The organism is Sphingomonas sp. PAMC26645, from assembly GCF_004795835.1.
Lineage (GTDB): Bacteria > Pseudomonadota > Alphaproteobacteria > Sphingomonadales > Sphingomonadaceae > Sphingomonas.
This window is the reverse complement of record NZ_CP039249.1, coordinates 1,252,884-1,277,241: the sequence shown is the minus strand read 5'-3', so window position 1 is coordinate 1,277,241 and position 24,358 is coordinate 1,252,884. Positions and strand designations below refer to the sequence as shown.

At 67.8% G+C, this 24,358-nt stretch carries 14 protein-coding genes; 6 read left to right on the top strand and 8 right to left on the bottom strand.

All coding sequences use genetic code 11. The annotated features are described in order from the left end of the window. Positions 1-6 precede the first annotated feature (6 nt). The 4 genes from E5673_RS05955 to E5673_RS05940 all read left to right on the top strand — a co-directional run bounded on the left by E5673_RS05955 (position 7) and on the right by E5673_RS05940 (position 8,157). Complete coding sequence (locus E5673_RS05955) at positions 7-1,548, top strand: tryptophan halogenase family protein (protein ID WP_136189304.1); 1,542 nt, start codon at positions 7-9, stop codon at positions 1,546-1,548. Between the two features lie 18 nt (positions 1,549-1,566). Then, positions 1,567-3,519 carry a sialate O-acetylesterase gene (locus tag E5673_RS05950; RefSeq protein WP_136189303.1) on the top strand — a complete coding sequence of 651 codons (1,953 nt, stop codon included), beginning with the start codon at positions 1,567-1,569 and terminating at the stop codon, positions 3,517-3,519. A gap of 76 nt (positions 3,520-3,595) precedes the next feature. Next, positions 3,596-6,256 (top strand): glycoside hydrolase family 3 C-terminal domain-containing protein, encoded by a 2,661-nt coding sequence (locus E5673_RS05945; protein ID WP_247599605.1) that lies wholly within the window; start codon positions 3,596-3,598, stop codon positions 6,254-6,256. 5 nt (positions 6,257-6,261) lie between these two features. Continuing rightward, positions 6,262-8,157 (top strand): NPCBM/NEW2 domain-containing protein, encoded by a 1,896-nt coding sequence (locus E5673_RS05940; RefSeq protein ID WP_247599662.1) that lies wholly within the window; start codon positions 6,262-6,264, stop codon positions 8,155-8,157. Between the two features lie 130 nt (positions 8,158-8,287). Here the strand turns inward: E5673_RS05940 and E5673_RS05935 are convergent, their stop codons facing one another. The 8 genes from E5673_RS05935 to E5673_RS05900 form a co-directional block, all read right to left on the bottom strand. Beyond that, positions 8,288-9,853 (bottom strand): glycoside hydrolase 43 family protein, encoded by a 1,566-nt coding sequence (locus E5673_RS05935; RefSeq protein WP_136189301.1) that lies wholly within the window; start codon positions 9,851-9,853, stop codon positions 8,288-8,290. Further along, on the bottom strand, positions 9,850-10,908 hold the full coding sequence (locus E5673_RS05930; RefSeq protein WP_348769889.1) for an alpha/beta hydrolase-fold protein: 1,059 nt from the start codon (positions 10,906-10,908) through the stop codon (positions 9,850-9,852). The genes E5673_RS05935 and E5673_RS05930 overlap by 4 nt, the downstream gene beginning before the upstream one ends. A gap of 19 nt (positions 10,909-10,927) precedes the next feature. After that, positions 10,928-13,270, bottom strand: a complete 2,343-nt coding sequence (locus E5673_RS05925; RefSeq protein WP_136189299.1) for a glycoside hydrolase family 95 protein — start codon at positions 13,268-13,270, stop codon at positions 10,928-10,930. A 7-nt stretch (positions 13,271-13,277) separates the two neighbouring features. Continuing rightward, complete coding sequence (locus tag E5673_RS05920) at positions 13,278-14,816, bottom strand: alpha-L-arabinofuranosidase C-terminal domain-containing protein (RefSeq protein ID WP_136191374.1); 1,539 nt, start codon at positions 14,814-14,816, stop codon at positions 13,278-13,280. Between the two features lie 172 nt (positions 14,817-14,988). Continuing rightward, positions 14,989-16,452, bottom strand: coding sequence for a family 43 glycosylhydrolase (locus E5673_RS05915; protein ID WP_136189298.1), 1,464 nt, complete (start codon positions 16,450-16,452; stop codon positions 14,989-14,991). A gap of 1 nt (position 16,453) precedes the next feature. Beyond that, positions 16,454-17,179 carry an acetylxylan esterase gene (locus tag E5673_RS05910; protein WP_247599604.1) on the bottom strand — a complete coding sequence of 242 codons (726 nt, stop codon included), beginning with the start codon at positions 17,177-17,179 and terminating at the stop codon, positions 16,454-16,456. Positions 17,180-17,202: 23 nt separating this feature from the next. Next, entirely contained in the window at positions 17,203-18,123 is a 921-nt protein-coding gene (locus E5673_RS05905; RefSeq protein WP_136189297.1) for an alpha/beta hydrolase, read from the bottom strand. 34 nt (positions 18,124-18,157) lie between these two features. Beyond that, positions 18,158-19,813, bottom strand: coding sequence for a carboxylesterase family protein (locus tag E5673_RS05900; protein WP_136189296.1), 1,656 nt, complete (start codon positions 19,811-19,813; stop codon positions 18,158-18,160). 218 nt (positions 19,814-20,031) lie between these two features. Between E5673_RS05900 and E5673_RS05895 the strand changes: the two genes are divergently transcribed. Further along, positions 20,032-22,593 (top strand): glycoside hydrolase family 9 protein, encoded by a 2,562-nt coding sequence (locus tag E5673_RS05895; RefSeq protein ID WP_136189295.1) that lies wholly within the window; start codon positions 20,032-20,034, stop codon positions 22,591-22,593. An 8-nt stretch (positions 22,594-22,601) separates the two neighbouring features. Continuing rightward, positions 22,602-24,245, top strand: a complete 1,644-nt coding sequence (locus E5673_RS05890) for a glycoside hydrolase family 43 protein (protein WP_136189294.1) — start codon at positions 22,602-22,604, stop codon at positions 24,243-24,245. Positions 24,246-24,358 lie beyond the last annotated feature (113 nt).

Here is a 24,358-nt window from a genome sequence, read left to right as displayed (position 1 = left end):
TGCACCATGCACGAAATTCAGAACATCGTTATCGTCGGCGGCGGCACCGCAGGGTGGCTGACCGCGGGCGTGATCGCGGCCAAGCACCAGGCACGGCGCCAGCACGGATTCACCGTCACTTTGGTCGAATCGCCCAACGTGCCGACGATCGGCGTCGGCGAAGGGACGTGGCCGACGCTGCGTTCGACGCTCAAGAAGATGGGCGTGTCGGAAACCGAGCTGTTCCGGCAGTGCGACGCGTCGTTCAAGCAGGGCGCTCGGTTCAATCGCTGGACCACCGGTGCGCCGGACGACGGCTATTACCACCCGCTAATGCTCCCGCAGCACTTCGGGCAGTTGAACCTCGCACCGCACTGGTTGGCGGACGAGGGTAGCGCGACGTTCTGCGACACGGTCACGCCGCAGGGCCGGATCTGCGACGAAGGGCTCGGCCCCAAGACGATCGCGACGCCCGAATATGACGGCCATGCGAACTACGCGTATCACCTCGATGCGGGGAAATTTTCGCACTTCCTCCAGCGGCATTGCTGCGACACGCTCGGTGTCCGCCATGTGAAGGCCGACGTCACCGAGGTGCATCTCGACGAGAGCGGCGACATCGCCAGCCTCGATACCGAACAGGGCATATCGATCGCGGGCGACCTGTTCATCGATTGCACCGGCTTTGCCGCGCTGCTGATCGGCGGCGCGATGAACGTGCCGTTCCGCAGTTGCACCGACATATTGTTCTGCGACACCGCGCTGGCGATGCAGGTGCCCTACGACGTGCCCGACGCACCGATCGCGAGCCACACGATCTCGACCGCGCAGTCGGCCGGCTGGATCTGGGACATCGGCCTGCCGACGCGGCGCGGGGTCGGCCATGTCTTCTCCAGCGGCCACATCAGCGCGGACGCCGCCGAGCAGGAGTTGCGCGACTATATCGGGCCCGCCGCGCGTGACCTGACCGCGCGACGGCTGGCGATCCGCGCTGGCCACCGCGAGCAGTTCTGGGTGCGCAACTGCGTCGCGGTCGGGCTCGCCGCGGGCTTCCTCGAACCGCTGGAAGCCTCCGCGATCGTCCTGATCGAGCTGTCGGCGAAGATGATCGCCGAGCAGATGCCGGCGTGCCGCGAAGTGATGGACGTCGTCGCGCATCGCTTCAACGACACGGCCCATTACCGATGGGGGCGGATCATCGATTTCCTCAAGCTGCATTATGCGCTGACGAAGCGGACCGACACCGCGTTCTGGCGCGATAATGTTCGGCCGGAGTCGATCCCCGACCGGCTCGCGGGCCTGATGGAGCTGTGGCGGTTCCAGTCGCCCTGGGTCCATGACGAATTCGACCGCGCGGAGGAGGTCTTCCCGTCGGCGAGCTATCAATATGTGCTGTACGGCATGGGGGCGCGGACCGCGGTGATGCCGGGGTCGATCGACGACGATGTCCGGCTGGCTCGGCGCGCGCGGCACGACAACCAGGTGCAGACGCAGCGGCTGGTGAGCAGCCTGCCCGGCCACCGCGATCTCATCGACCGTATCAAGCGCCACGGCCTCCAGCCGATCTAGCCGACAGGGGAATACAACATGCGGACCGTCACAGCGTGCCTGGCCATCGGCGCGATCCTCACCATCGGCGCTACCGCCGCGTCGGCGGCTCCGCGCCTCGACGGCGTCATGGGCGATCATGCGGTGATCCAGCGCGGGCAACCTATCGTCCTGACCGGACAGGCCGCAGCGGGCGAGACCGTGATGATCACGCTGGCGGGGCGCAGCGTCACCGCAAAGGCCGCGCGCGACGGGAGTTTCTCGGCGAGCCTGCCCGCGCTCCCCGCTGGCGGTCCGTACGACCTGACGATCGCCGCCCCGAGCGGTGCGGCCGTCCTGCGCGATATCCTGATCGGCGACGTCTTCCTGTGTTCGGGCCAGAGCAACATGGAATTGCGCGTCGAGCAGGGACAGGGTTTGTTTCCCGACGCGCACCCGGAGGTCGACGACAAGCTGCGCCTGCTGACGATCGCCAAGGTCTCCGCCGCCACACCGGTCGCGCGATTTGCCGAACAGCCGCGCTGGACGGTGTCTGGCCCGACCACGGCGCCAAGCTTCTCGGCCGCGTGTTTCTACATGGTCCAGGCGCTGCGCCGTACGTCCGGCGTACCGATCGGCGCGGTGCATTCGAGCTGGGGCGGGTCGCGGATCAGCGCGTGGATGAGCGATACCGCGTTGCGCCAGGCCGAGCTCGGCGCCCCCGCCGACCTGCTCGCGCTCTATGCCCGCGATCCCGCCGCCGCCAACCGGCAGGCATCGACGATCTGGGAAAGCTGGTGGCGCGACGGCTCGGGCGACGCTGCCGGCCGCGAGCCGTGGCAGCCCGATACCGCGCTCGACTGGCATCCGGTGCCCGCGATGACCAATTTCGAGACCTGGGGCGTGCCTGCGCTCACCGATTATAACGGCATGATCTGGTACCAGCACGAGGTCCAGCTGACCGCCGAACAGGCACGCGGCGCGGCGACGTTGGTGCTGGGCATGATCGACGACGCGGACCGCACCTGGGTCAACGGCGTGGGCGTCGGTGGCAGCAGCCTCGCGTCGCAATCGCGGGTCTACGCGCTGCCCGCCGGCAGCCTGAAGGCCGGGCGGAACGTCATCACCGTCAACGACGACGACGTCTATGCCTATGGCGGGATGACCGGCCCGGCGGATTCGATGCGGCTGTCGTTCGCCGACGGGAGCAGCGTGCCGCTCGGCACCGGCTGGCGCTATGCGATCGCCAAGCGGCTCGCAGGCGCCGCACCGCGCGTGCCGTGGGACGACATCAACGGCGCGGGCACGCTCTACAACGCGATGATCGCGCCGCTGGGCAGCACGAAATTCGCCGGGATGGCCTGGTACCAGGGCGAGTCCGACACGGGCATCCCCGGGTACGACCGCCGGATGACCGCGTTGATCGCCGACTGGCGCCACCGCTTCGGCACGCCCGAGACCGGGTTCGGCATCGTCCAGCTCGCCAATTACGGCAGCCCGGCGATCGCGCCGAGGGAGAGCGGCTGGGGCGACGTCCGCGATGCGCAACGACGCGTCGCGGCGGCGGACCAGCATGCCGGCATCGCCGTCGCACTCGACCTCGGCGATGCGCTCGACATCCATCCCGGCGAGAAGCACCAGGTCGGGCAAAGGCTCGCCCGCGTGATGCGCGCCGCGGTGTACGGCGAGAAAATCGCGCCGTCCGGCCCTGCCGTCGCGGATGCGCGGCGCACCGCGGATGGCGGCGTCACGGTGCGGTTCAGCGGCGTGACGGGCGCGCTGCATGCCCGCAGTGCCGCGCAGGCGATCGGCTTCGAACTGTGCGGCGCCGCGATCGGTACCTGCCGCTACGCTCCGGGCAAGGTCGCGGGCTCCGAGGTGATGCTGCCCGGCGATGGCCAACCCGTCACACGTGTCCGCTATGCCTGGGCCGACGCCCCGGCGACCAACCTTGCCGACGACGCACCGCTGCCCGTCGGCACGTTCGAAGTACCGGTGTTACCGGCGCGATAAGCCCCGAACGGGTGCGAAGAACAAGAACGGCCGCCAACGCGCGCCGCAACGGGAGAGACTGACGATGCGCATGACCATGAGGGCGAACGCCCTGGCGACGGCCGGGCTCGCGCTCGCATTCTCCCCGGCGATCGCGCGCGAGCCGGCCGCTGCACCGAGCCAGCGGACCGCGACCGATTCCGCCGAGCAGATGGCACGGACGATGGTGTCGCGGATGACGCTCGACGAGAAACTGCCGCAGTTGCTCAACGTCGCGCCCGCGATCCCTCGGCTCGGCGTGCCCGCATATAACTGGTGGACGGAATCGCTGCACGGCGCGCTGGGGCCGCTCGCGACCACCAATTTCCCCGAGCCGATCGGCCTCGCCGCAAGCTTCGACGCGCCGATCGTCCACGACGTCGCGGGCGCGATCAGCGCGGAGGTGCGCGGGCTGCACACGCTCGGCCGCGAGACCGGCAGGAACGGGCATATCGGCACCGGGCTCGACACCTGGTCGCCCAACATCAACATCTTCCGCGATCCGCGCTGGGGCCGCGGACAGGAGACGTATGGCGAGGATCCGTATCTGACCGCGACGATGGGCGTCGCGTTCGTGACCGGGATGCAGGGGCCCAACCCCGATCGCCCGCAGGTGATCGCCACGCCCAAGCACTTCGCGGTGCACAGCGGTCCCGAGGGCACGCGCCACCAGGCCAACGTCTACATCTCCGCGCATGATCTGGAGGACACCTACCTCCCCGCCTTCCGCGCCGCCTTGGTCGACGGGCATGCAGGCTCGGTGATGTGCGCGTACAACCGCATCGACGGCCAGCCGGCCTGCGCCAGCGACCTGTTGCTCAAGGAGCATTTACGCGGTGCGTGGGGCTTCAAGGGCTATGTCGTGTCCGATTGCGACGCGGTGAAGGACATCGCGGACAACCATAAATACGCCCCCGACAGCGCCGCCGCGGTCGCCGCCGCGATGCGCGCGGGCGTCGACAACGAGTGCAACGGCGAGACGCTGGGCGATACCGCGGGCCTGGAGACCCGGTACCGCGAGGCGCTCGGCCGCGACCTGATCACCGAGGCGGACGTCGACCAGAGCCTCGTCCGCCTGTTCACCGCGCGGTATCGCAACGGCGACCTGCCAGGACTCGCCGGCGCCCCCAGGGCGTTGCCGACCAGCGTCGTCGGTGCCCCCGAGCATCGGCGACTGGCGCTGGCGGCGGCCGAGCGGTCGATGGTGCTGCTGAAGAACGACGGCATCCTGCCGCTCAAGCCCGGCGTGAAGCTCGCCGTGATCGGCCCGCTCGGCGATGCCACGCGCGTGCTGCGCGGCAATTACTCGTCGCCGCTGTCGGGTCAGCCGGTGTCGGTGCTGGAGGGGCTGAAAACCGCGCTCGGTGCGAGCCAGGTCACGCTCGTGCCGTTCGGCGAGTCCGTCACCGACGGCGACCGCGTGCCGACGTCCGCGCTGCTCACCCCCGACGGCAAGCCCGGCCTGCTTGCGCGCTACTATAATCCAACGACGCCCATGCCCGCGCAATACGCTCGCGGCGCGCGCGAGAAACTCGTCGCCGCCGCCAAGTACCAGACGCAGCCGGTGGTCACCCGCATCGAGCCCGATGTCGGCGATCGCAACCTCGATCTCGCGCGCGTCACCGACGTCCACCGCACCGAATGGACCGGCTTCCTGGTGCCCCCCGAAAGCGGCACCTACCGCGTCGGCCTGTCGGGATCGGGCGGTACGCTGACACTCGACGGCAAGATGATCTCCGACCGGCGCAAGGCTCGCTGGAACGACCTGCCCGGCATGACGACGCTGAAACTCGAAGGCGGCAGGCGTTACGCGATCCGCGCCGAGGGCAGCGGGATCGACCTGGTGTGGAAGCGCGTGTCGGATGCGCCGTCCGCCGAGCTTCGTCGCGCGGCCGCTGGCGCCGACGTACTGGTCGCGGTGGTCGGCCTCACCTCCGACCTCGAAGCCGAGGAAACCGGCGTGACGGTGCCGGGCTTCTCGGGCGGCGACAAGACCACGCTAGACCTCCCCGCGGACCAGATCGCGATGCTCGAACAGGCCAAGGCGACCGGCAAGCCGATCGTGCTCGTCACGATGAACGGCAGCCCGATCAACCTCGCCTGGGCGAAGGACAATGCCGCCGCCGTGCTGGAGGCCTGGTATCCGGGCGAGACCGGCGGGACGGCTGCAGCGAACATCCTGACCGGGCGGACCAACCCGTCGGGCCGCCTGCCGCTCACCTTCTATCGCAGCGTCGGCGACCTGCCGCCGTTCGGCGATTACGCGATGAAGGGCCGCACCTATCGCTACTTTGCGGGCACGCCGGTCTATCCGTTCGGCCACGGGCTCAGCTACACCAAGTTCGGCTATGCGCCGCTGACCGTCACGCCCGCCCGCGGCGGCGCCGAGAACGGCCTGCGCGTCACCACGCGACTGACCAACCAGGGCGACCGGCCGGGCGAAGAGGTCGCGCAACTCTATCTCGACTTCCCCGACCGGCCCGGCACCCCGCGGATCGCGCTGCGCGGGTTCCAGCGCGTCGCACTCCGCCCCGGCGAAGCGCGCAGCGTGACGTTCGACCTGTCACCGCGCGATCTCAGCTCCGTCGCGTTGGACGGTGCACGCTCGGTCGCCGCCGGCACCTACCGCGTGACGGTCGGCGCGGGACAGCCCGGCACGGGGGTCGCAGGACAGACCGCAAGCTTCACGGCGCGCCAGTCGGCGGAGCTGCCGAAGTGAGCCGCATCCGGACACTCGCGACGCTCGGCACCGCGCTGGTCGTGCTCTGCACGCCGATCGCGGCGCTGGCGGATCCGCTGACCCCCACCGGCAAATGGAGCGCCAATACGGACGGCTCGGCCCCGGTGCCGCCGATGGGCTGGAGTTCGTGGAACGCCTTCAACAGCGACGTCGACGAGGAGAAGGTCCTCGCCTCGGCGCAAGCGCTGATCGACACCAAGTTACGCGACATCGGCTATCGCTACGTCAATATCGACGATGGCTGGTGGCTGAAGCGTCGCCAGCCCGACGGCCGGCTGCTGATCCGCACCAGCCACTTCCCGTCCGCTGCGACCGGTGCGGACACCAGCTTCCGCCCATTCACCGACCGGCTCCACGCGATGGGTCTCAAGGTCGGCATCTATTCGGACATCGGCCGCAACACCTGCGGCCAGATCTACACCCCCGATTTCAAGAACCAGCCCGAGGGCAGCGTCGCCGAGCGCGAGGTCGGGCTGTACGGCCATGTCGACCAGGACATCCGGCTGTTCTTCGCCGAATGGAACTTCGATTTCCTGAAGGTCGACGGCTGCGGCGCACGTGGCCTGCCGGTGGACGCACCGCGCGTAAAGTCCGGCCTGTACCGCGCGTTGACGCCCCTCGTCGACATGCAGTCGCTCGGCGGATCGGACATAGCCGGCATCCGCCGCCTCTACGAACAGGTCCACACCGCGTTGCACACGCACGCCGGCGACCGCCCTTATGTCTATTCGCTGTGCCTATGGGGCGCGGGCGACGTGCGCGCCTGGGGCAAGGACGTCGGCAACACCTCGCGCACGAGCGACGACATCCAGCCGGTATGGCCGCGGATGCTGACCAACCTCGACACCGTCACGCACCGCGCGCTCTATGCGCATCCGGGATCGTGGAACGACCCCGACATGCTGTTCGTCGGCACCGGCGATTTCGACGCGGCGCACAGCGCGGAGGCACGCTCGCACTTCGCATTGTGGGCGATGCTCAACGCGCCGCTGATCATCGGCTACGATCTCCGGAAACTGACGCCGGAACTGCTCGCGATCTTCGGCAACGCGGATATCGTCGCGCTGAACCAGGATGCGGCGGGCAACCAGGCCGTGCTGGCCTATGATTCGTCGGAGGTACAAACCTTCGTCAAGACGCTCGCGGACGGCAGCAAGGGCGTCGCGCTCTTCAACCGCACGGCCTCGCCCGCCAAAGCGGTGCTGACCGCCGAGCAGCTCAAGATGCTGCCGACCGCCGACGTGCGCCTGAAGGACCTCTGGACCAAGAAGGAGCAGAGTTTCCGCAAGGAGATCGCGGTGACGCTCGCGCCGCACGAGACGCTGGTCTTCCGCGCGACCGGCACGCGGCGGTTGCCGGGCGGACTGTACCTTTCGGAGCAGACCGGCCGCGTCAATCCGGCAACCGACGGCGTGGTCGTGCCGCAGCCGGATCCGACGATCTACCAGTCGATCACGCCGTGGACGGGCACCCGCGGCGGTGGCGAGCACCCGCAATATGGCGGCTGGGGCGGCGCCGAAGCCGACCGCGCACCGTATGGCAAGCTGTTGCGCGTGGCCGGCACCGACTTCGACACGGGGATCGGCGTACTCGCAAACTCCCGCCTCGAAGTCCGCAACCAGGGTTACGCGCGGTTCTCAGCCAAGGTCGGCATCAACGATTCCGGCCAACCGCAGTCGGGCACTACGGTGTTCGAGGTATGGGGCGACGGTCGCCTGTTAGCCAAGTCCCGGCCGATGGGGTTTGGTGAGGCAGCGGTACCGCTGGAGGCGAAGGTGGCGGGTGTACGGATCGTCGAACTGGTGGCGCGGGGGAGTGGTGCGGCGAATGCCGGGGCGCCGCAACGTGCGACTTGGGCGGACGCTGCGCTCTACAAATAGCGATGGGAGAGGCCCCCCCTGGAGGCAGCCCCCCCCCCCGTTCGCCCTGAGCGTAGTCGAAGGGTACCTCTCCACGCGCGTACACGCCCGTTGAGAGAGGTGCTTCGACTTCGCTCAGCACGAACGGGAGTTAACGCACCCGCTCCGGCGCCCCCGGCGGCAACGCCGACAGCGTGAACCGGTCGACATCCAGCCACCCCCGGCTCGCCGTCGGCGCGTAGCAGAACACCGCGAGCTGCTCGCCCTGGAACGTCCCCGTTCGCCACGCGAACGCTAGCGGGAAATCGCCACCCAGCCCGGTCCAGCGCCGCCCATCCACGCTATACGCCACGCGCGCCCGGTCGGTCGTGAAGTCCATGTCGGTCCGCAACCACAGCGCTTCCGTCCGCGGCAACGGCGCGGTGGCGCGATCCTCCGTCCGGGCACCGGCGACCGTGTCTTCGGTCACCTCCATCGCCAGCGTCGCCTTGCCGCCTGCCGCGCCCTGCAGCGTGATATTCCCGCTGAACTGCCCGAACGTCCCGAACCCACAGCGATCGCCCTGCGCCAGATGGCGGATGTCGAGCTTCACCTCGCCGCGGCTCGCAGGCCCCTGCCCCTTCTGCACCAGCGTATTGCGCGCGCTCCAGAACCCACTCGCGAAGGTCGGCTTCAGCCGCAACCACCCCGGACGCTCGGACAAAGACCAGCGCGAAGGCTCCGGATTGTGGTTCCACTGCCACTGCAACCCGAGCGTCGGTTTGCCGAAATCGTCCGACGTCGCCGGCTCCGCGAAGGCCCCACCCAGGATCGGTTTCGCGGCACGCTGCGGCACGCGACCGGGTGCCTCGCGCGTGCCCCATACCGGCCAGTCGTCCTGCCAGAACACGGGGCTAAGGTTCGTCATCCGCCCGATCGCGCCGCTATCCTCCATCACGAAGCCGAACCAGCGACCATCGGGCAGGTCGACCAGCGCACCCTGGTGCCCGCCGGTCTTGTCGTCGATCTGGTCGCGCGTTTCCCACGGCCCGAACAGGCTGCGCGACCGCGACACGGTCAGCCCCAGCCGCGGCGGCAGCGCGTTGAAGAGGTAGTAATACGCACCGCGCCGAATGATCTTCGACCCCTCCGCGCCCTTGATGTAATGGACTTTCTGCGACGCGGTGACATGCGCCAGTTGCTTGTCGAGCGTCAGCAGCGTGATCGTCCCGTCCGCGGTACTCGCGGTCGCCAGATACGCGCGCCCGTCCGGCTCGATGAACAGCCCCGGATCGAACGCCTCGCGCTCCAGTTCGTGATAGCGCCATGGCCCGCGCACGTCCTTCGCGTACCAGATCCGCGTCTTCTGCCCGACCGGCGTGTTGGCGAGATAATAGGTGCCGGCGTGGTAGCGCAAGGACGAGGCGTAGAGCCCGTGCCGGTACGCGTTGCCGCCCCTCAGGTCGTATTCGGGCTTGCCCTCCAGCCGAGCGACGAGGTGCGACGCGAGCGTCCAGTTGATCAGGTCGCGGCTGTGCAGGATCGTGATGCCGGGCGTGTTCGCGAACGTCGTCGTCGCGAAATAATAGTCGCTGCCGACGCGAATGATGTCGGGATCGGGATAATCCGCGAACAGCACCGGATTGCGGAAGCTCCCGTCGCCCTGGTCCGATCGCCACACCTGCGCCGACGCGGCGGTCGCCAGCAGCCCCAGCGCGACCGCCACCGCGATCCTCATTTGCCGAACGCCAGCGCGCGCGAGAAGAACGGCATCATCGTGTCCTGCACGCGGCCGGCGACGCCGCTGGTATGATCGCCCGGATACACCTCGAAGCTGTTCGCGATCCCGTAGCTGTCGAGCGCGGCGTGGAGCTTGCCGGCATCGTCCTTCAGCCCGTCGCGGTCGCCGACGTCGATCCCGATCGCCGCATAGCGCCGCAGATTGCCGATATATTGATCGAGCATCGCCAGCGGCGCATTGGCCGCCCAGCGCGCCACCACGTCGGGCTGCGGCGCGCCGTCCTTGACCGGGAGATCGAGGTACAGCGGCGGCGCCTTGGGGTTGGGCGACCATGCCGCGGCGGTCGCGAGTTGGGCGCGCTGTCCCCAAGAGAGCGTAGCGCTATCCGCTGGCGACCGGAGCGCGCGGATCGCCGTCTCGGTCGCCGCATCCGGCGTGCCGAGCGCGCGCGTCGACAGGCAGCACGGGCTCATCATGTAGAGCGCGCCGAACACATCGGGATGCTTCATGCCGATCCGCGCGGTGCCGTAGCCGCCCATCGAATGCCCCGCGAGCCCGCGGCTGCGGCGGTCCGCGATCGTCCGGTAATGGCCATCGACATAGCCGACGAGGTCGCGCGCGACGAACGTCTCGAAATCGCCGACCGTTACCGAACTCGAATAGAAGGACCCATTATGCGCGGTCTTGCTGTCGGGGATCACGACGATCATCTCACGTGCGCCCTTGGCGAACGCACCCTCGATCGTCTGCGGCACGTGGATCTCGCCGATCCACTGCTCCGCGCCGATCGAATAGCCGTGGAGGGCGTAGACCACCGGAAAGCGCCGCGTCGGGTTGGCGCGATAGCTTGGCGGCAGGACCACCAGCACCGCGCGGTCCGGGCTCTCGCCTTCGAGATTGCCTTCGATCGCGGGCGAGTGGACGGTGATCCGCTCGATCGTCACCGGCTTCGCACCGGCAACGGGCGGCGGTCCTGGCGTCTTGACCTGTGCTGGAGCGGGTCCGGTCGACAGCATCAACGCAGTGCCGAGTGCGACGAGAAGCTTGTTCACGGACATCCCCTTTTGTTGTTCAAGCGCGCGCGAGAGCGTTGCCGCGAAGCCTCACCGCTTTCCCCGGGGTCAGCACGACCTCGACCCGCCGCGTGCCGAGCCGGATCACGCGGCGCCCCGGCATCTCGCCACGAACCACTGCCTCGACCAGTTCGCCCTTCTGCCAGCGCAGATCGACCGAACATCGCCCCCGCGCGCGCAACCCTGTGACGGCCCCGGTCGGCCAAGCGCTCGGCAGCGCGGGCAACACTAAAATCTCGTCGCCCCGGCTCTGCATCAGCATTTCTGCGATCGCGCGCGTACCGCCGAAATTGCCGTCGATCTGGAACGGCGGATGCGCGTCGAACAGATTGGGATAGGTGCGCTCGGGGCCGAGCAGGAACGCGAGGATGCGGTGCGCATGATCGCCGTCGCGCAGCCGCGCCCACAGGTTCGCGCGCCACGCGGTCGCCCAGCCGGTCGATTCATCGCCGCGCAGTTCGAGCGACCGCCGCGCCGCCTGTGCCAGCGCAGGCGTGCGGTCGAGATCGATCTGGTCGCTCGGGAACAGCCCGTAGAGATGCGAGACATGGCGATGATGCGGCTCGGGCGCCGCCGCGTCCCAGTCGCGCTGCCATTCCTGAAGTTGGCCCTGTGCGCCGATATGATCGGGTGCGAGGCGTGCGCGCGCCGCTGCCACTTCGGCCGCAAACGGCGCATCGATCTTCAGCAACGCCGCCGCTTGCCCGACCTGGTCGAACAGGTCGCGCAGGATCTGCATGTCCATCGCCGGCCCCGCGCAGATCGACGCGCCCGCCGGATGGATGTTCTCAGGCGACAGCGACGGATTGGTCACCAGCGCGCCGCTCGCCGGATCGGTCTGCAGCGTATCGAGGAAGAACAACGCCGCGCCGCGCATCAGCGGATAGACCGAGCGCAGATAATCGAGGTCGCGCCCGTAATCGTAGCGATCCCACAAATGCGTGCACAGCCACGCGCCGCCGGTCGGCCACAGCCCCCATTGCGCCCCGTCGATCGGCGCCGTCGCGCGCCACAGATCGGTGTTGTGATGACACACCCACCCGCGCGCACCGTACATGGTCCGTGCCGTGCGCTCACCCGTGATCGCCAGTTCGCGGACCATCTGCACCAGCGGTGCGGTGCACTCGGCCAGCGCGGTCACCTCCGCCGGCCAATAGTTCATCTCGGTGTTGATATTGACGGTGTATTTGGATTCCCACGGCGGCTTGATCGCGTCGTTCCAGATACCCTGGAGGTTCGCCGGCTGCGTCCCCGGTCGCGACGACGTGATCAGCAGATACCGGCCATACTCGAAATACAGCGTCGCCAGTGCCGGATCGTCGCCGGCACGGTTGGCGCGGACGCGCTCGTCGGTCGGCTTGTCCGCCGCCGCCGTGCGTCCGAGATCGAGCGTCACGCGACGGAACAGCGCACGGTGCGCGGCGCTCGTCTCGGCGCGGATCCGCTCGACACCGCGACGGCTCGCGCGATCGAGCGTGGCGAGCGTCGCCGCTTCCGGGTCGCCGCTCACATCGTCGAACCGGCGATAGCTCGTCGCCATCGCCACCAGCACGGTGACCGCGCGTGCTCCCGTGATGCGAACCCGGTTGCCATCCTTCGAGACGACACCACCCACCGTCGAAACCCGCGCCCGCGCCGCGAACCGCAACCGGCCCGCAATCCCAGCCCGCTCGCCGTTATGCCCGGCCAGCGTCACCATCGCACCGTCGACCGAGACGCTGGCACCAAGCTGCGGCGACTGGAGGCCTACCAGCAGGTCGAACGGCCGATCGCCGACAAGGTGCACCGCGATCACCTGATCCCCGGGCGACGCGAAGACGTCGCGCCGAAATCGCGTGCCGCCCATCGTGAAACTGGTAGTCGCCACCGCCGCGTCGAGATCGAGCTGCCGGACATAGTCGCCGACCGCTCCCGATACGCCGGGCATCTCCAGCAACAGGTCGCCGACCGGCTGGTACGCCATCTGAGTCTTCGGCAATCCCATGACCTGCGCGTTGGCGAGCGCCTGCGCCTCGGCGAACTTGCCCGCGTCGATCAACCGCCGCACCTCTGGCAGCGCCGCATGCGCCGCCGGGTTGACCGGATCGTACGGCCCGCCGGTCCACAGCGTATCCTCGTTCAGCTGCAACCGCTCGCTGGCGGTCCCGCCGAACACCATCGCGCCGAGCCGGCCATTGCCAACCGGCAACGCCTCGGTCCAGGCGACCGCCGGCTGCCGATACCAGAGCCGCGAGCCATTGGCGGGTGCCGCCGCCCACGCCTGCCCCGTTCCGGCAAGCGCAGCGACGGCGACCGCCGCTGCGCCTTCCAGCATGTCGCGACGCGTGGGTTCGACGGTCATCGCCCAATCAGCGCAGGTCGAGGACCAGCACCGACTTCGCCGGCACCGTGAGCGTCAGATTGCCGCCCGTCACCTGTGCGCCCGCGAACGGCTGCGGTACGACCGTATCCGGCGCGTCGAAGCTGTTATGCGCGTCCATCGCGGTGCCGGTGATGATCCGTCCGCTCGCCTGCGTCGCCTGCAATCCGGCGAGCGCGACCGACACCGGCATCGCGCGGTTCGGATCAAGGTTGACCAGCGCGACATGCACCTGCCCCGCGGTATCGCGCACCGCAGACGCGCTGACGGCCGGTACCGCTACCTCGTCCTTATGATACCAGGGCGAGGTCACCTGGATCGGCAACGACGTCGCGCCCTGCCACGGCTTGTAGAGGTCGAACACCCAATAGGTCGGCGTCTTCACCATCTTCGCGCCGTCGGTGAGCAGCATCGCCTGCAACACGTTCACCATCTGCGCGATCGCCGCCATCCGGACACGGTCGGCATGATGCGCGAAGATGTTGAGGTTGAGCCCGGCGACCACCGCATCGCGCAACGAATTCTGCTGCTCGAGGAAACCGGGATTGCTGCCCGGCGTCGGATCGTACCACGTGCCCCATTCGTCGACCGCGAGCATCACGCGCTTGGCCGGATCATATTTGTCCATGATCGCCGAATGTTTGGTGATGAACTCCTCCATCTCCAGCGTGTGCGACATGGTGGTCGCCCATTCGCGCTCGGGAAAGCCGATCGCCGCGCCCTTGTCCTTCCAGTCCTTGTCGCGCGGCCGCGTGTAGTAATGCAGCGCCAGACCATCGATGTTCTTGCCGGCGATCCGCATCATCGCCTCGGTCCATTCGTAGTTCGAGTCGCTCGGGCCGCTCGCGATCTTGAGCATCGGGCCGTTCGCGGATTTGGCGAACTGCGCATAGCGGTTGGTCAGGTCGGCGGCATATTCGGCGCGCATGTTGCCGCCGCAGCCCCACAGCTCGTTGCCGATGCCGAGATACTGGATCTTCCACGGCGCGGCGTGGCCGTTGCGCTCGCGCTCCTTGGCCAGCACGGTCGTGCCTTTCGCGGCGGTCATGTACTCGACCCATTGCGCGGTCTCGGACGGCGGTGCGCTGCCGACGTTGGCGGAGACGTAGGTGCTGGCACCGAGACGGTCCATCAGCCCGAAATATTCGTGCGTACCGAACGCGTTGTCCTCGTTGACGCCGCCCCAGTTGGTGTTGACCTTGGTCGGGCGCGACTTGGTCGCGCCGATCCCGTCGCGCCAATGATATTCGTCCGCGAAACACCCGCCGGGCCATCGCACCATCGGTACGTTGATCGCCTTCAACGCGTCCAGCACGTCGCGACGATAGCCGCCGTCGTTGGGAATGCGCGAGCCCTTGCCGACCCAGATCCCACCATAGATGCCGTGGCCGAGATGCTCGGCGAACTGCCCGAATACGTCGCGGTGGACGACTGCACCCGGCTTGTCCGCCTGCAACGTGGCCGTCACGGTCGGTCCCGCGGCGTCCTGCGCAATGGCCGACGTCGCGAAGCCAGCCCCCGCGAGCATCAATACGGCGATCGCGCGCTGGAGGCCGCGCGTCTGGCCGGAACCCGACTGTGAAGTGCGGTGCGTGAACAGGTCCATACTCTCCCTTTCGGCCACCATGAGGCAGCCCCATCTTTTCGATACTTGTAGGAGTAGTTCAATCTCGGCCGGCGTCAACGTCGGCCGGGATCGACTACGGCCGCTTGAAGGTCCAGCGCCCGGCGGGGCTGGCCGGATCGAACGCGGCAAGCGTCGGCGTGCTGGCGCCAATCGCGACGAGCGCTAGGTTTGCGCGACCACCCGGTACGGACTTCGGCATGATGCGGTAGGTGCCGTCGGTCAGCTGGTCGATCCGCCACATCTGCTCGGTCGCGCCCGTGAACGCTGGCACCGTCTCGACCTCGCCCTGCCCGGTCGCCGCGAGGACGCGCGCGGTCCCGGCGATCGTGATCGTGTAATAGGGCGCACCGAAATATCCGCCGCCGCCCGGCGCCGGCGCGATCGTCCACAATTGGTGCGGGCGGTTCATATAGTCGGCGAGATCGACGCGGATGCGGCCCTGCGGCCAACCCGCCGAATTCTGCGCCAGTGTCTGGTCTGGGATCGGGCTGACCGGATCGGTCGGCTTGGCCATGAAGGCGCGGCGCGGGTCGAACGCGATCCTGACGACATCGGTGGCGAGACCGAGCGCGTAGCCGCTGCGTTCGGAGGCGACTTCATAGGTGCCGGGCACGACGTTCTCCCCCGCGACCGGCCAGCCGTCGGTCCAGCGGAGCGGCTCTATCCCCAGCACGCTGCGGCCGCTGCGATCCATGTCCGCCTCGTAATGCATCGAGAATTTTTCGACGCCGCCGTCGAGTTCGATCAGCCCGAAATGGCCGGGGCCGATATTGCGACCACGCGCGCTGACGACCAGCTTGCCGCCGCCGCGGAGCAACGGCGTCCCCATGTGATCGACATACGGTCCGAGCGGACTGCGCGATCGGCCGACGCGGATATGGTAGGTCGAATTCGGCCCGTCGCAGCACGTTCCGTGCGTGCCGAGCAGGTAGTACCAGCCGTCGCGGTGCATCATCGCGGTGGCTTCCATGTCGATCGCGACGTCGACCGGCTGGTTGCCTGCGACGCGTAAGCCCGTCTTTGGATCGAGTTCGATAATGCGGATCGGCCCAAAATAGGTGCCGTAGGTCAGCCACAAATGGCCGTCGACGTACAGGAATGCAGGGTCGATCGCGTCGGCGGTCTCCACCCCGTCGCTCGACGCGACCACGCCGACGTCGTGATATTTGAACCGCGGCGATTTCGGATCGAGCGACAGCGTCCACATGATCTTGACCTGGCTCGCATGCCCGCCGGACATGCCGCCGCCGCCGACCGCATAGGCGACGTAATAACGATCGCCGATCTTGATCACGTCGGGCGCGACGCCGCCGCCGGGACGCTCGGGACCGCTGCGCCACGTCCAGCCGTCGTCGGAGACCAGACCACCGCCGCGCGTGCCGAACGTATAGTATTTGCCGTCAGACTCGGTGACCGTCGACGGATCGTGGATGAACGTCTCCCCCTGCAACTGCGCGGTGGCGGGCGGCGCCCCGGCGGCGAGGATCGCGGACAGCCCGAGAGCGGCGGCGGCAAGACGCGTCATGAGGGTCTCCATGCTAGCGGACATCGGTCTTGAGGTCGGTGATCGGCCGGCCGGCCTCGTCGACGAAGCGCACGCAGAAGTCGCTCAGGCCGGGCCCGTTGATCACCGCGCCACGCAGGACGTTGCGGCCCTTGCGCAGCGTCACGCGGTCCGACAGCACGTCGTCCATCACCATGCGGCGATCGTTGAACAGCCCGACCGTCTCCTTGCCGTTCAGCCACCAGATCGACGCCGAGTTCGACCCGACCGCCAGCCGCACGTCGCGCATCTCGCGCGGACTGTCGACGATCGTCACCGCCCAGAAGATCACGCCGTAGGTCGGCTTGCCGAGCCCCTTGGCGAAGCTGAACAGCTTGACGTCGAACGCGCCGGAATCGAGCGCGTGCCAGCGTAGCGGTTGAGCCGCTTTCACGACCTGGCCGTCGCGCGGGATCGCGGCGAACTGGCCGGGGAAGTACTGCGTGGTCAGCGCCTGCCGGACATAGGTGGCCGTGAAGCCCGTATTGCTGCGGTTGGGCTTGTCGATCGGCTCGAGCAACAGCCAGCGACGCAGGAACCCGTCGCTGTCGGTCGTCGTGGCCCCTTGCGTCACCGGCTGGAAATACGGCGCAAGACCGGTCGCCGGTGCCGCCGCCGTATCCTGCCCGTTCGCGCCGGACGACATCCCGGCCAGCGCCCCCAACGCCAGCAGCGGCGCAGCGCGCAGCCCGATCGCCCGAACCCTCGTGAAGCGCATCATACCCGTCTCCCCCTGCATCATTGTCATCGCCGTACGAGCATGCCGTTGGCGTCGAGCCAGTGCATGAAATCCTCGAACCAGCCGGTGCTGGTCGTGCCTTTCTTGCCCAGCCCGAAGCCGTGGCCGCCCGCCTGGTAAAGGTGGAACTCGACCGGCTTCCCCGCCTTCTGCCAGGATTCGATCAGGCCGAATCCCTTGTTGGCGAACAGCGGGTCGTTGGCGGCGAGCACCGCGAACAGCGGTGGCGCGTCGGCCGGCACCTTCACCGTCTCCATCGATCCATAGATCGGCGCGATGAAGGCGAGATGCGTGTCGGGCGCGGCCAGCGCGGTCGCCATCGTCGTCATCGCTCCCGCTGAAAAGCCGACCATGCCGACGCGGGCGGGGTCGACCTTCCACTCGGTCGCGCGCGTCCTCACCAAAGCAACCGCGGCTCGCGCATCGGCGATCTGGTCGCTTAGCCCGGCGATCGCCTCGTCCGGGCTTATCCGGCGTTGCGGCTGCGCGGCGCCCGCGAACATGGCCGTGACCGACCGTTCGAACCCGCCCATGTCCGCCGGCGTCGGCTTCAACCGGTATTTGAGCACGAACGCCGCGATGCCCCGGTCGGCGAGCGCCTTCGCCACGCGCCAGCCTTCATTCTCCATCGACAGCATCAGGAAACCGCCGCCGGGCGCGACAATCACCGCCGCTCCGGTCGCCTTGGCGGGATCTGGCAGGAACGGCGTCAGCGTCGCGGTCGTGACGTTGCGCGTCATCGCCACGCCGTACTGCTGGAACCACGCCTCGGGCGCGGCCTGCCCTTTCACGCCGCCGGTATTGAGCGGGATCGCGGTCGGCTCGGCGGGAGCCGCCGTCGCGGTCATCTTCGCGTCCTGCGCCAGCACCGGCGACGCCAGCGCCAGCGCGCTAGCAAACAGCCCAAATCCGATCGACCAACGCATCGTCTTCTCCCCCAGATTGTCCGTCACATCCCGCTCACGACAGCAGGATACGCCGCGCGGCGCCCTCGGGATCGTCGACCATGCGGCTTGTGGTATCGAACACCATCGTCTGGCAGCGCTGAGGATCGGTCGGTGTCCAGGTCAGGCCCGGCTGGCTCGGATTGCCGGTGTGCGCGAAGTTCGCCCACGCGGTCGACATGGTCCGCGCGACGTTTTGTGCGTCGGGCGCATTGCCGGTGCCCTGGTCGCAGAGCGCGGTGTTGTCGAAGCAGAAGGCGAGATCGGCGGTGTGCCACGCGCCAGCGACGCCGCCCAGTTGCGGCGACTGCCACTGGAACAGATACTGGTACACCGGCGCGCCGCGCTGCGCATGCTTCAGCCGCACCATGTCCTGCACGCGGTTGCGGTTCTGCAGGCCCTGCACGCCGTACGCCAAGGTCCGCACCGCCTTTTCCGGGTGCGCCTGCTTCATCGCCGCGATCAGCCGCCCGGCCTTGTCGCCCCCCATCTGCGTGGTGAGATCGGTCCGCCACTGCGCCTCGCTCGGATTATAGCCCCAGCGCATGCCCTCCTCGCTGACGTTGCCGATCATCACCGGCACGTCGCGCGACACCTCGGGCGCAATGTCCGAGTATGAGCGGACGTCGATCACCTTGCCGTCGAGCGTCGGGTTCCAACCCACGCGCGGTGTCAGCGAAGGTCCCATCGGCCCGCGCGGACCGTTGATCTCGGTCGCGACCTTGTTGCCGGCGTCGAACAGCGGCTTCCACGCGATCCGCTGGAGCGCACCGAGGTCCTTCGGCCCGATGTTCAGTTCGCGCAGCACGCGCCGCGAGAAATCGCGCGACTGTTCGGCGGTGGGCAGCGACCCGCCGCCACCCGACTGCACCGCGGCACGGTGGATCAGGCGCTTGCCGGCCGCCATGCCGAGCAACGTCGTCACCTTCGATCCGCCGCCCGACTGACCGTAGATCATCACGGTGTCGGGATCGCCGCCGAACCGCGCGATGTTCTCCTGCACCCAGCGCAACGCCGCGACGCAATCGGTCATGCTGACATTGACCGACGTGTCGTACGCGGCGCCGCCGACCTCGGTCAGGTCGAGGAACCCGAGCACGTTGAGCCGATGGTTGATCGATACCTGCACGACGTCGTGATGCCGCGCCATCTGCGCGCCGTCGTGCGAGGCGAGTTCGTACGACGAGCCGAACGCGAACCCGCCGCCGTGGAAATACACCATCACCGGCCGCTTGCCCGACAGCGACGGCGTCCAGACGTTCAGCTTCAGCATGTCCTCGCCAATGAACCCGTCGGTCCATTGCTGGAGGAACGTGTGCTCTACAGCACTAAAGTCGTGGAGCGTCTGCGGGCAGTTCGCGCCGTAGGACAGCGTGTCTCGCGCCTCGGTCCAGCACTGCGGAGGCTTGGCGGGCAGCCAGCGGTTCTCGCCGCCGGTATCCGCGCCGTAAGGCACGCCCTTGAAGGTGTAGACGCCGTCCGAGACATAGCCGCGGACCGGCCCATATTGCGTCCGGGCGATCGCGGATTGCGGCGTCGAGCAGGTGCCGGTGCGCGATGCGGACGATCCGGGCGCAGCACGCGCGCGACCGATAGCGGGCAGCATCAGCCCCGCCCCGGTGGCGATCGATGCAAGCATCGCACGACGACGATCGACGGTTGGCCCGGTCATCCTCTTCTCCCTATCGGTCGCGTGCAGGCTGTTCTCCGACGTCCCGAAACCGGAACCGTCGCGTGCCCTTTGCAACCTTGTATGAGTATTAGGTTGATACCGCTATCCTGTCCATATGGGAACAGCGGCAGCGGGTGGCGTATGCGATTGTTAGCGCTATAGTCGCGGGAATAGCAGGCGAATCCAACGCCGCATGACGATATCGGAGAGGAAAAACCATGGCGGCCAAATCCGCATTCTGCCTGATCGCGACCCTGCTCGCGAGCGCCGCACCCGCAATCGCTCAGACAAGCGCGCGCACCCCGTCGACCGACCTGACGCTCAACGCCGCGGGTTATTACGAGGCGCCAGCCGCCAACGTGCTCGTCTTCTCCAACTGGTATGACGGCCTTTTCGCCGATTCGAAAATCAGCGGCGTCGAGATCATCCAGCAGGGCGAACGGATCGCCACCAACGGCGACGTCCGCCTGTCCTCCACGCCCGGCCAGTGGGATGCGATCGGACGCCTGGTCGATCGCAAGATCGACGCCGCGACCGGCGCGATCATCGTTACGCTCGAATATCCCGACTATAAATGGCGCTACCGCGTGCGCTCGGAGAAGCGCGGCGGCGCGGTCGCCGTCTCGGTGATCCTCGACCAGCCCGTGCCGGCCGCGCTCGCGGGGAAGGCTGGGTTCAACCTCGAATTCCTCCCCGCCGCCTATTTCCACCACAGCTACATGGCCGACGGAGTGAGCGGCGCGTTCCCGGTCTATCCGGCCGACGCGATGATCCAGACGCCGCAGCGCAACGCGGCAAGCGGTCGCGCCGAGGGCCCAGGTGCAGAACCGACCGCGATCGCCAAGGGCAGCCGCTTCGTGCTCGCACCCGAGGATCCCGCACGCCGCGTGACGATCCGCTCGACCGCCGAGGTGCAGCTGCTCGACGGCCGCAACCAGGCGCAGAACGGCTGGTTCGTGCTCCGCTCGCTGCTTCCGGCCGGGCGCACCGGCACCGTGCTCGAATGGACGATCCAGCCCAACAGCGTACCCGGCTGGCTGCGCGCGCCGGTGATCGCGCATTCGCAGCTCGGCTATACGCCCGACGCGCGGAAGGTTGCGACGATCGAGCTCGATCGCAACGATCGCCGCATGCTGCCTGCACGCCTACTGCGCGTCGGCGAGGATGGCAGCATGACGCCGGTGCCGACCGTGCCCGCCAAGCGCTGGGGCGACTATCTCCGCTACAGCTATCTGCAACTCGATTTCAGCGCGGTCCGCCAGCCCGGCACCTATGTGCTCGACTATGGCACCACGCGCACCGCACCGTTCCGGATCGCCGCGGACGCCTATGCCGGCGCGTGGCACCCGACGCTCGACGTCTATTTCCCGGTCGCGATGGACCATATGTTCGTCAACGAAGGCTACCGCGTCTGGCACGGCGATGCGCATCGCGACGATGCCCGCCAGGCGCCGACCGACCACGAGCATATCGACCTCTATGCGCAGGGGCCGACCACCGACACGAAGTTCAAGTCGGGCGAGCACATCCCCGGCCTCGCGGTCGGCGGCTGGTTCGACGCGGGCGACTACGACATCCGCACCCAGTCGCAATATCAGGTGATCCGCTCGCTGGTCGACTGCTGGGAGCGCTGGCACCCGATGCGCGATACGACCGCGATCGACTGGACGCGGCGCAAGACCGAGATCCACGTGCCCGACGGCACACCCGATCTCGTCCAGCAGATCCGCCACGGCACGCTGCAACTCGTCGCGCAGTTCGATGCGGTCGGCCACGCGATCCACGGCATCGTCGAGCCGGACGTCGCGCAATACACGCATCTCGGCGACGCCTCGACCAAGACCGACGGGCTGGTCTACGATCCTGCGCTGAAGCTCGGCGAGGAAAAGAACGGCCGCAGCGGGACGCCCGACGATCGCTGGGCATTCACGACCAAGGCATCCGCACTCAACTACGGCTCGATCGCCGGCCTCGCGGCCGCATCGCGCGCGCTCGCCGAGGTCGATCCGGCGCTGTCGAAGAAGGCGCTCGGGATCGCAACGCGGACTTGGGCGGAGGAACAGTCGCACGCGCCCGATCTGTACCAGCACGGCAATACCACCGGTGGTCCGCTCGATGCCGAGCGCTTCTCCGCCGCGGTCGAGCTGCTCCGCACGACGCGCGATCCGCGCTACGTCGCGGCAGTCCAGTCGCTGTGGCCGGCGATGGAAAAGACCTTCGCCTTCAATCTGCGCGATGCGGTCGCGGCGATTCCGTTCATGCCGCCGGCCTATCGTGCGGCGATGATCCCGGCGGTGCGCGCCTATGCCGCCGCCGCCGAGACCGCGGCCAAGGCCAACCCGTTCGGCGTGCCGATCACCACCGGCGGCTGGGCGGGCAGCGGCACCGTGCTCGGCTATGCGATGAACGCGTACACGCTGCACAAGGCGTTCCCGGAGATCATGCCCGCCGACGCCGTGTTCCGTGGGCTCGAGTTCCTGGTCGGCAACCACCCCGCGTCCGACGTGTCGTTCGTCTCCGCCGTCGGCACCGTCTCGAAGGAAGTCGCCTACGGCAACAATCGCGCCGACTTCTCGTTCATCGCCGGCGGCGTCGTGCCGGGCGTACTGATCATCAAGCCCGACTTCCCCGAGAACCATGAGGACTGGCCGTTCTTCTGGGGCGAGAACGAATACGTCATCCCCGAAGGCGCGATGTGGATCGAACTCGCGCAGGCCGCGCAGGAGCTTGCCGCGACGGCTGCATCCGGGCCAAACCAGACCGCGAGCGCAACCAAGTGAGAACCGCCATGAAAATCCAGACGCTCGCGCTGCTCGCCGGTCTCGCCCTCGGAACACCCGCCTTCGCCAGCGACGCACCGCGGTTCAGCAGCTTCAGCTATGACGGCCACACGCAGGAGAAGGTTAGCGTCGGCCCCAATCAATATCGCAACCCGATCCTGTCGGGCTATTATCCCGATCCGTCGGTGACACGCGTCGGCGACGACTATTACCTCGTCCTCTCCTCGTTCGCGCATTATCCCGGCCTGCCGATCTTCAAGTCGAAGGATCTGGTGAACTGGACTCAGATCGGCAACGCGATCGACCGGCCGGAGCAGCTCGACTTCACCGGCATGCGCACGTCGCAGGCGGTGTTCGCGCCCGACATCTCGTATCACGACGGCGTCTTCTACATCGTCAACACGTGCGTCGAGTGCAGAGGCAATTTCGTCATCACCGCGAAGGACCCGGCGGGGCCGTGGTCGAACCCGATCTGGCTGCCGTTCGAAGGCATCGACCCATCGATCTATTGGGAAGGCGACGAGGCGTATATCGTCAACAATCGCGCGCCCGCCGAGCCGGCGCGATACGATGGCCACCGCGCGATCTGGATCCAGGAATATGACTGGCGCGCCGGGAAAATGGTCGGCGACAGCACGCAGCTAATCAATGGCGGCGTCGACATCTCCAAAAAGCCGGTGTGGATCGAGGGACCGCACATCTTCCGCAAGGACGGCTATTATTACCTGACCGCAGCCGAGGGCGGCACCAGCGTGAACCACTCGCAGGTCGCGCTGCGCTCGAAGTCCCTCCTCGGGCCCTATGTCCCGTTCGCAGGCAATCCGATCCTGACTCAGCGCGATCTCGATCCAGCGCGGCCCAACCCGGTCACCTCGACCGGCCACGCCAAGCTCGTCGAGACTCAGAACGGCGACTGGTACGCGACCTTCCTCGGCGTGCGGCCGTACGAGGGCGACTATTACAATATCGGCCGCGAGACGTTCTTGTTACCGGTAACATGGAAGGATGGCTGGCCGATCATCCTGCCGAAGGGCCAGCCGGTCCCGTTCGTCGGCACCAAGCCCAGGCTGCCTGCGAGCCCGCCCAGCCGCATCCCGACCAGCGGCGATTTCGGCTATGTCGACAGCTTCGACGGCAGCAAGCTGGCGATGCAATGGGTCGGCGTACGCACGCCCAAGACGCCCTTCTATCGGCTCGACCACGGCGACCTGATCCTCGACCGCGGCGGATGCATCGGCGATCTTTCCAAGGTGCCGTCGTTCGTCGGACGCCGTCAGCAGCATCACGTCGCGACGATGTCGACCACGGTCCGCTTTACCCCCGACACCGATGGCGACCGCGCTGGCTTGGTCGCGATGCAGAGTGACGCGAACTACCTTTTCTTCGGCATTACCCGGATTGCCGGCAAGCCCGTCGTCGCGCTCTACACTGCCGACAAGGGCAAGGAGCAATTGGTCGCCTCCGCACCCGTCGCCGGCACGGGCCCCGTCACGCTGACGATCCGCGCGAACGGCGGCACGATGGCGTTCGATTATGATGGCGCCGGCGGCAAGAAGACCCTCGCACGCGACGTCGACGCGCGCATTCTCAGCACCAGGACCGCGGGCGGCTTCGTCGGCACGCTGGTCGGTCCCTACGCGTGGAGGAAGTGAGCCGAGTAGGCCCACAGGCGACTAAGGTCATGTCGACAGTCGTCCGCCCGGCGTGCTAAGAGTTGACACGTTTCGTACGGTAGCGCTACCCAAACACATCGAAGCTCGACACC

Excerpts from the sequence above, each read along its gene's own strand:
- E5673_RS05925 (WP_136189299.1), bottom strand. The coding sequence starts at position 13,270 with ATGACCGTCGAACCCACGCGTCGCGACATGCTGGAAGGCGCAGCGGCG.
- E5673_RS05900 (WP_136189296.1), bottom strand. The coding sequence starts at position 19,813 with ATGACCGGGCCAACCGTCGATCGTCGTCGTGCGATGCTTGCATCGATC.
- E5673_RS05905 (WP_136189297.1), bottom strand. The coding sequence starts at position 18,123 with ATGCGTTGGTCGATCGGATTTGGGCTGTTTGCTAGCGCGCTGGCGCTG.
- E5673_RS05915 (WP_136189298.1), bottom strand. The coding sequence starts at position 16,452 with ATGGAGACCCTCATGACGCGTCTTGCCGCCGCCGCTCTCGGGCTGTCC.
- E5673_RS05935 (WP_136189301.1), bottom strand. The coding sequence starts at position 9,853 with ATGAGGATCGCGGTGGCGGTCGCGCTGGGGCTGCTGGCGACCGCCGCG.
- E5673_RS05890 (WP_136189294.1), top strand. The coding sequence starts at position 22,602 with ATGAAAATCCAGACGCTCGCGCTGCTCGCCGGTCTCGCCCTCGGAACA.
- E5673_RS05950 (WP_136189303.1), top strand. The coding sequence starts at position 1,567 with ATGCGGACCGTCACAGCGTGCCTGGCCATCGGCGCGATCCTCACCATC.
- E5673_RS05910 (WP_247599604.1), bottom strand. The coding sequence starts at position 17,179 with ATGATGCGCTTCACGAGGGTTCGGGCGATCGGGCTGCGCGCTGCGCCG.
- E5673_RS05895 (WP_136189295.1), top strand. The coding sequence starts at position 20,032 with ATGGCGGCCAAATCCGCATTCTGCCTGATCGCGACCCTGCTCGCGAGC.
- E5673_RS05955 (WP_136189304.1), top strand. The coding sequence starts at position 7 with ATGCACGAAATTCAGAACATCGTTATCGTCGGCGGCGGCACCGCAGGG.
- E5673_RS05920 (WP_136191374.1), bottom strand. The coding sequence starts at position 14,816 with ATGCTCGCGGGGGCTGGCTTCGCGACGTCGGCCATTGCGCAGGACGCC.
- E5673_RS05945 (WP_247599605.1), top strand. The coding sequence starts at position 3,596 with ATGAGGGCGAACGCCCTGGCGACGGCCGGGCTCGCGCTCGCATTCTCC.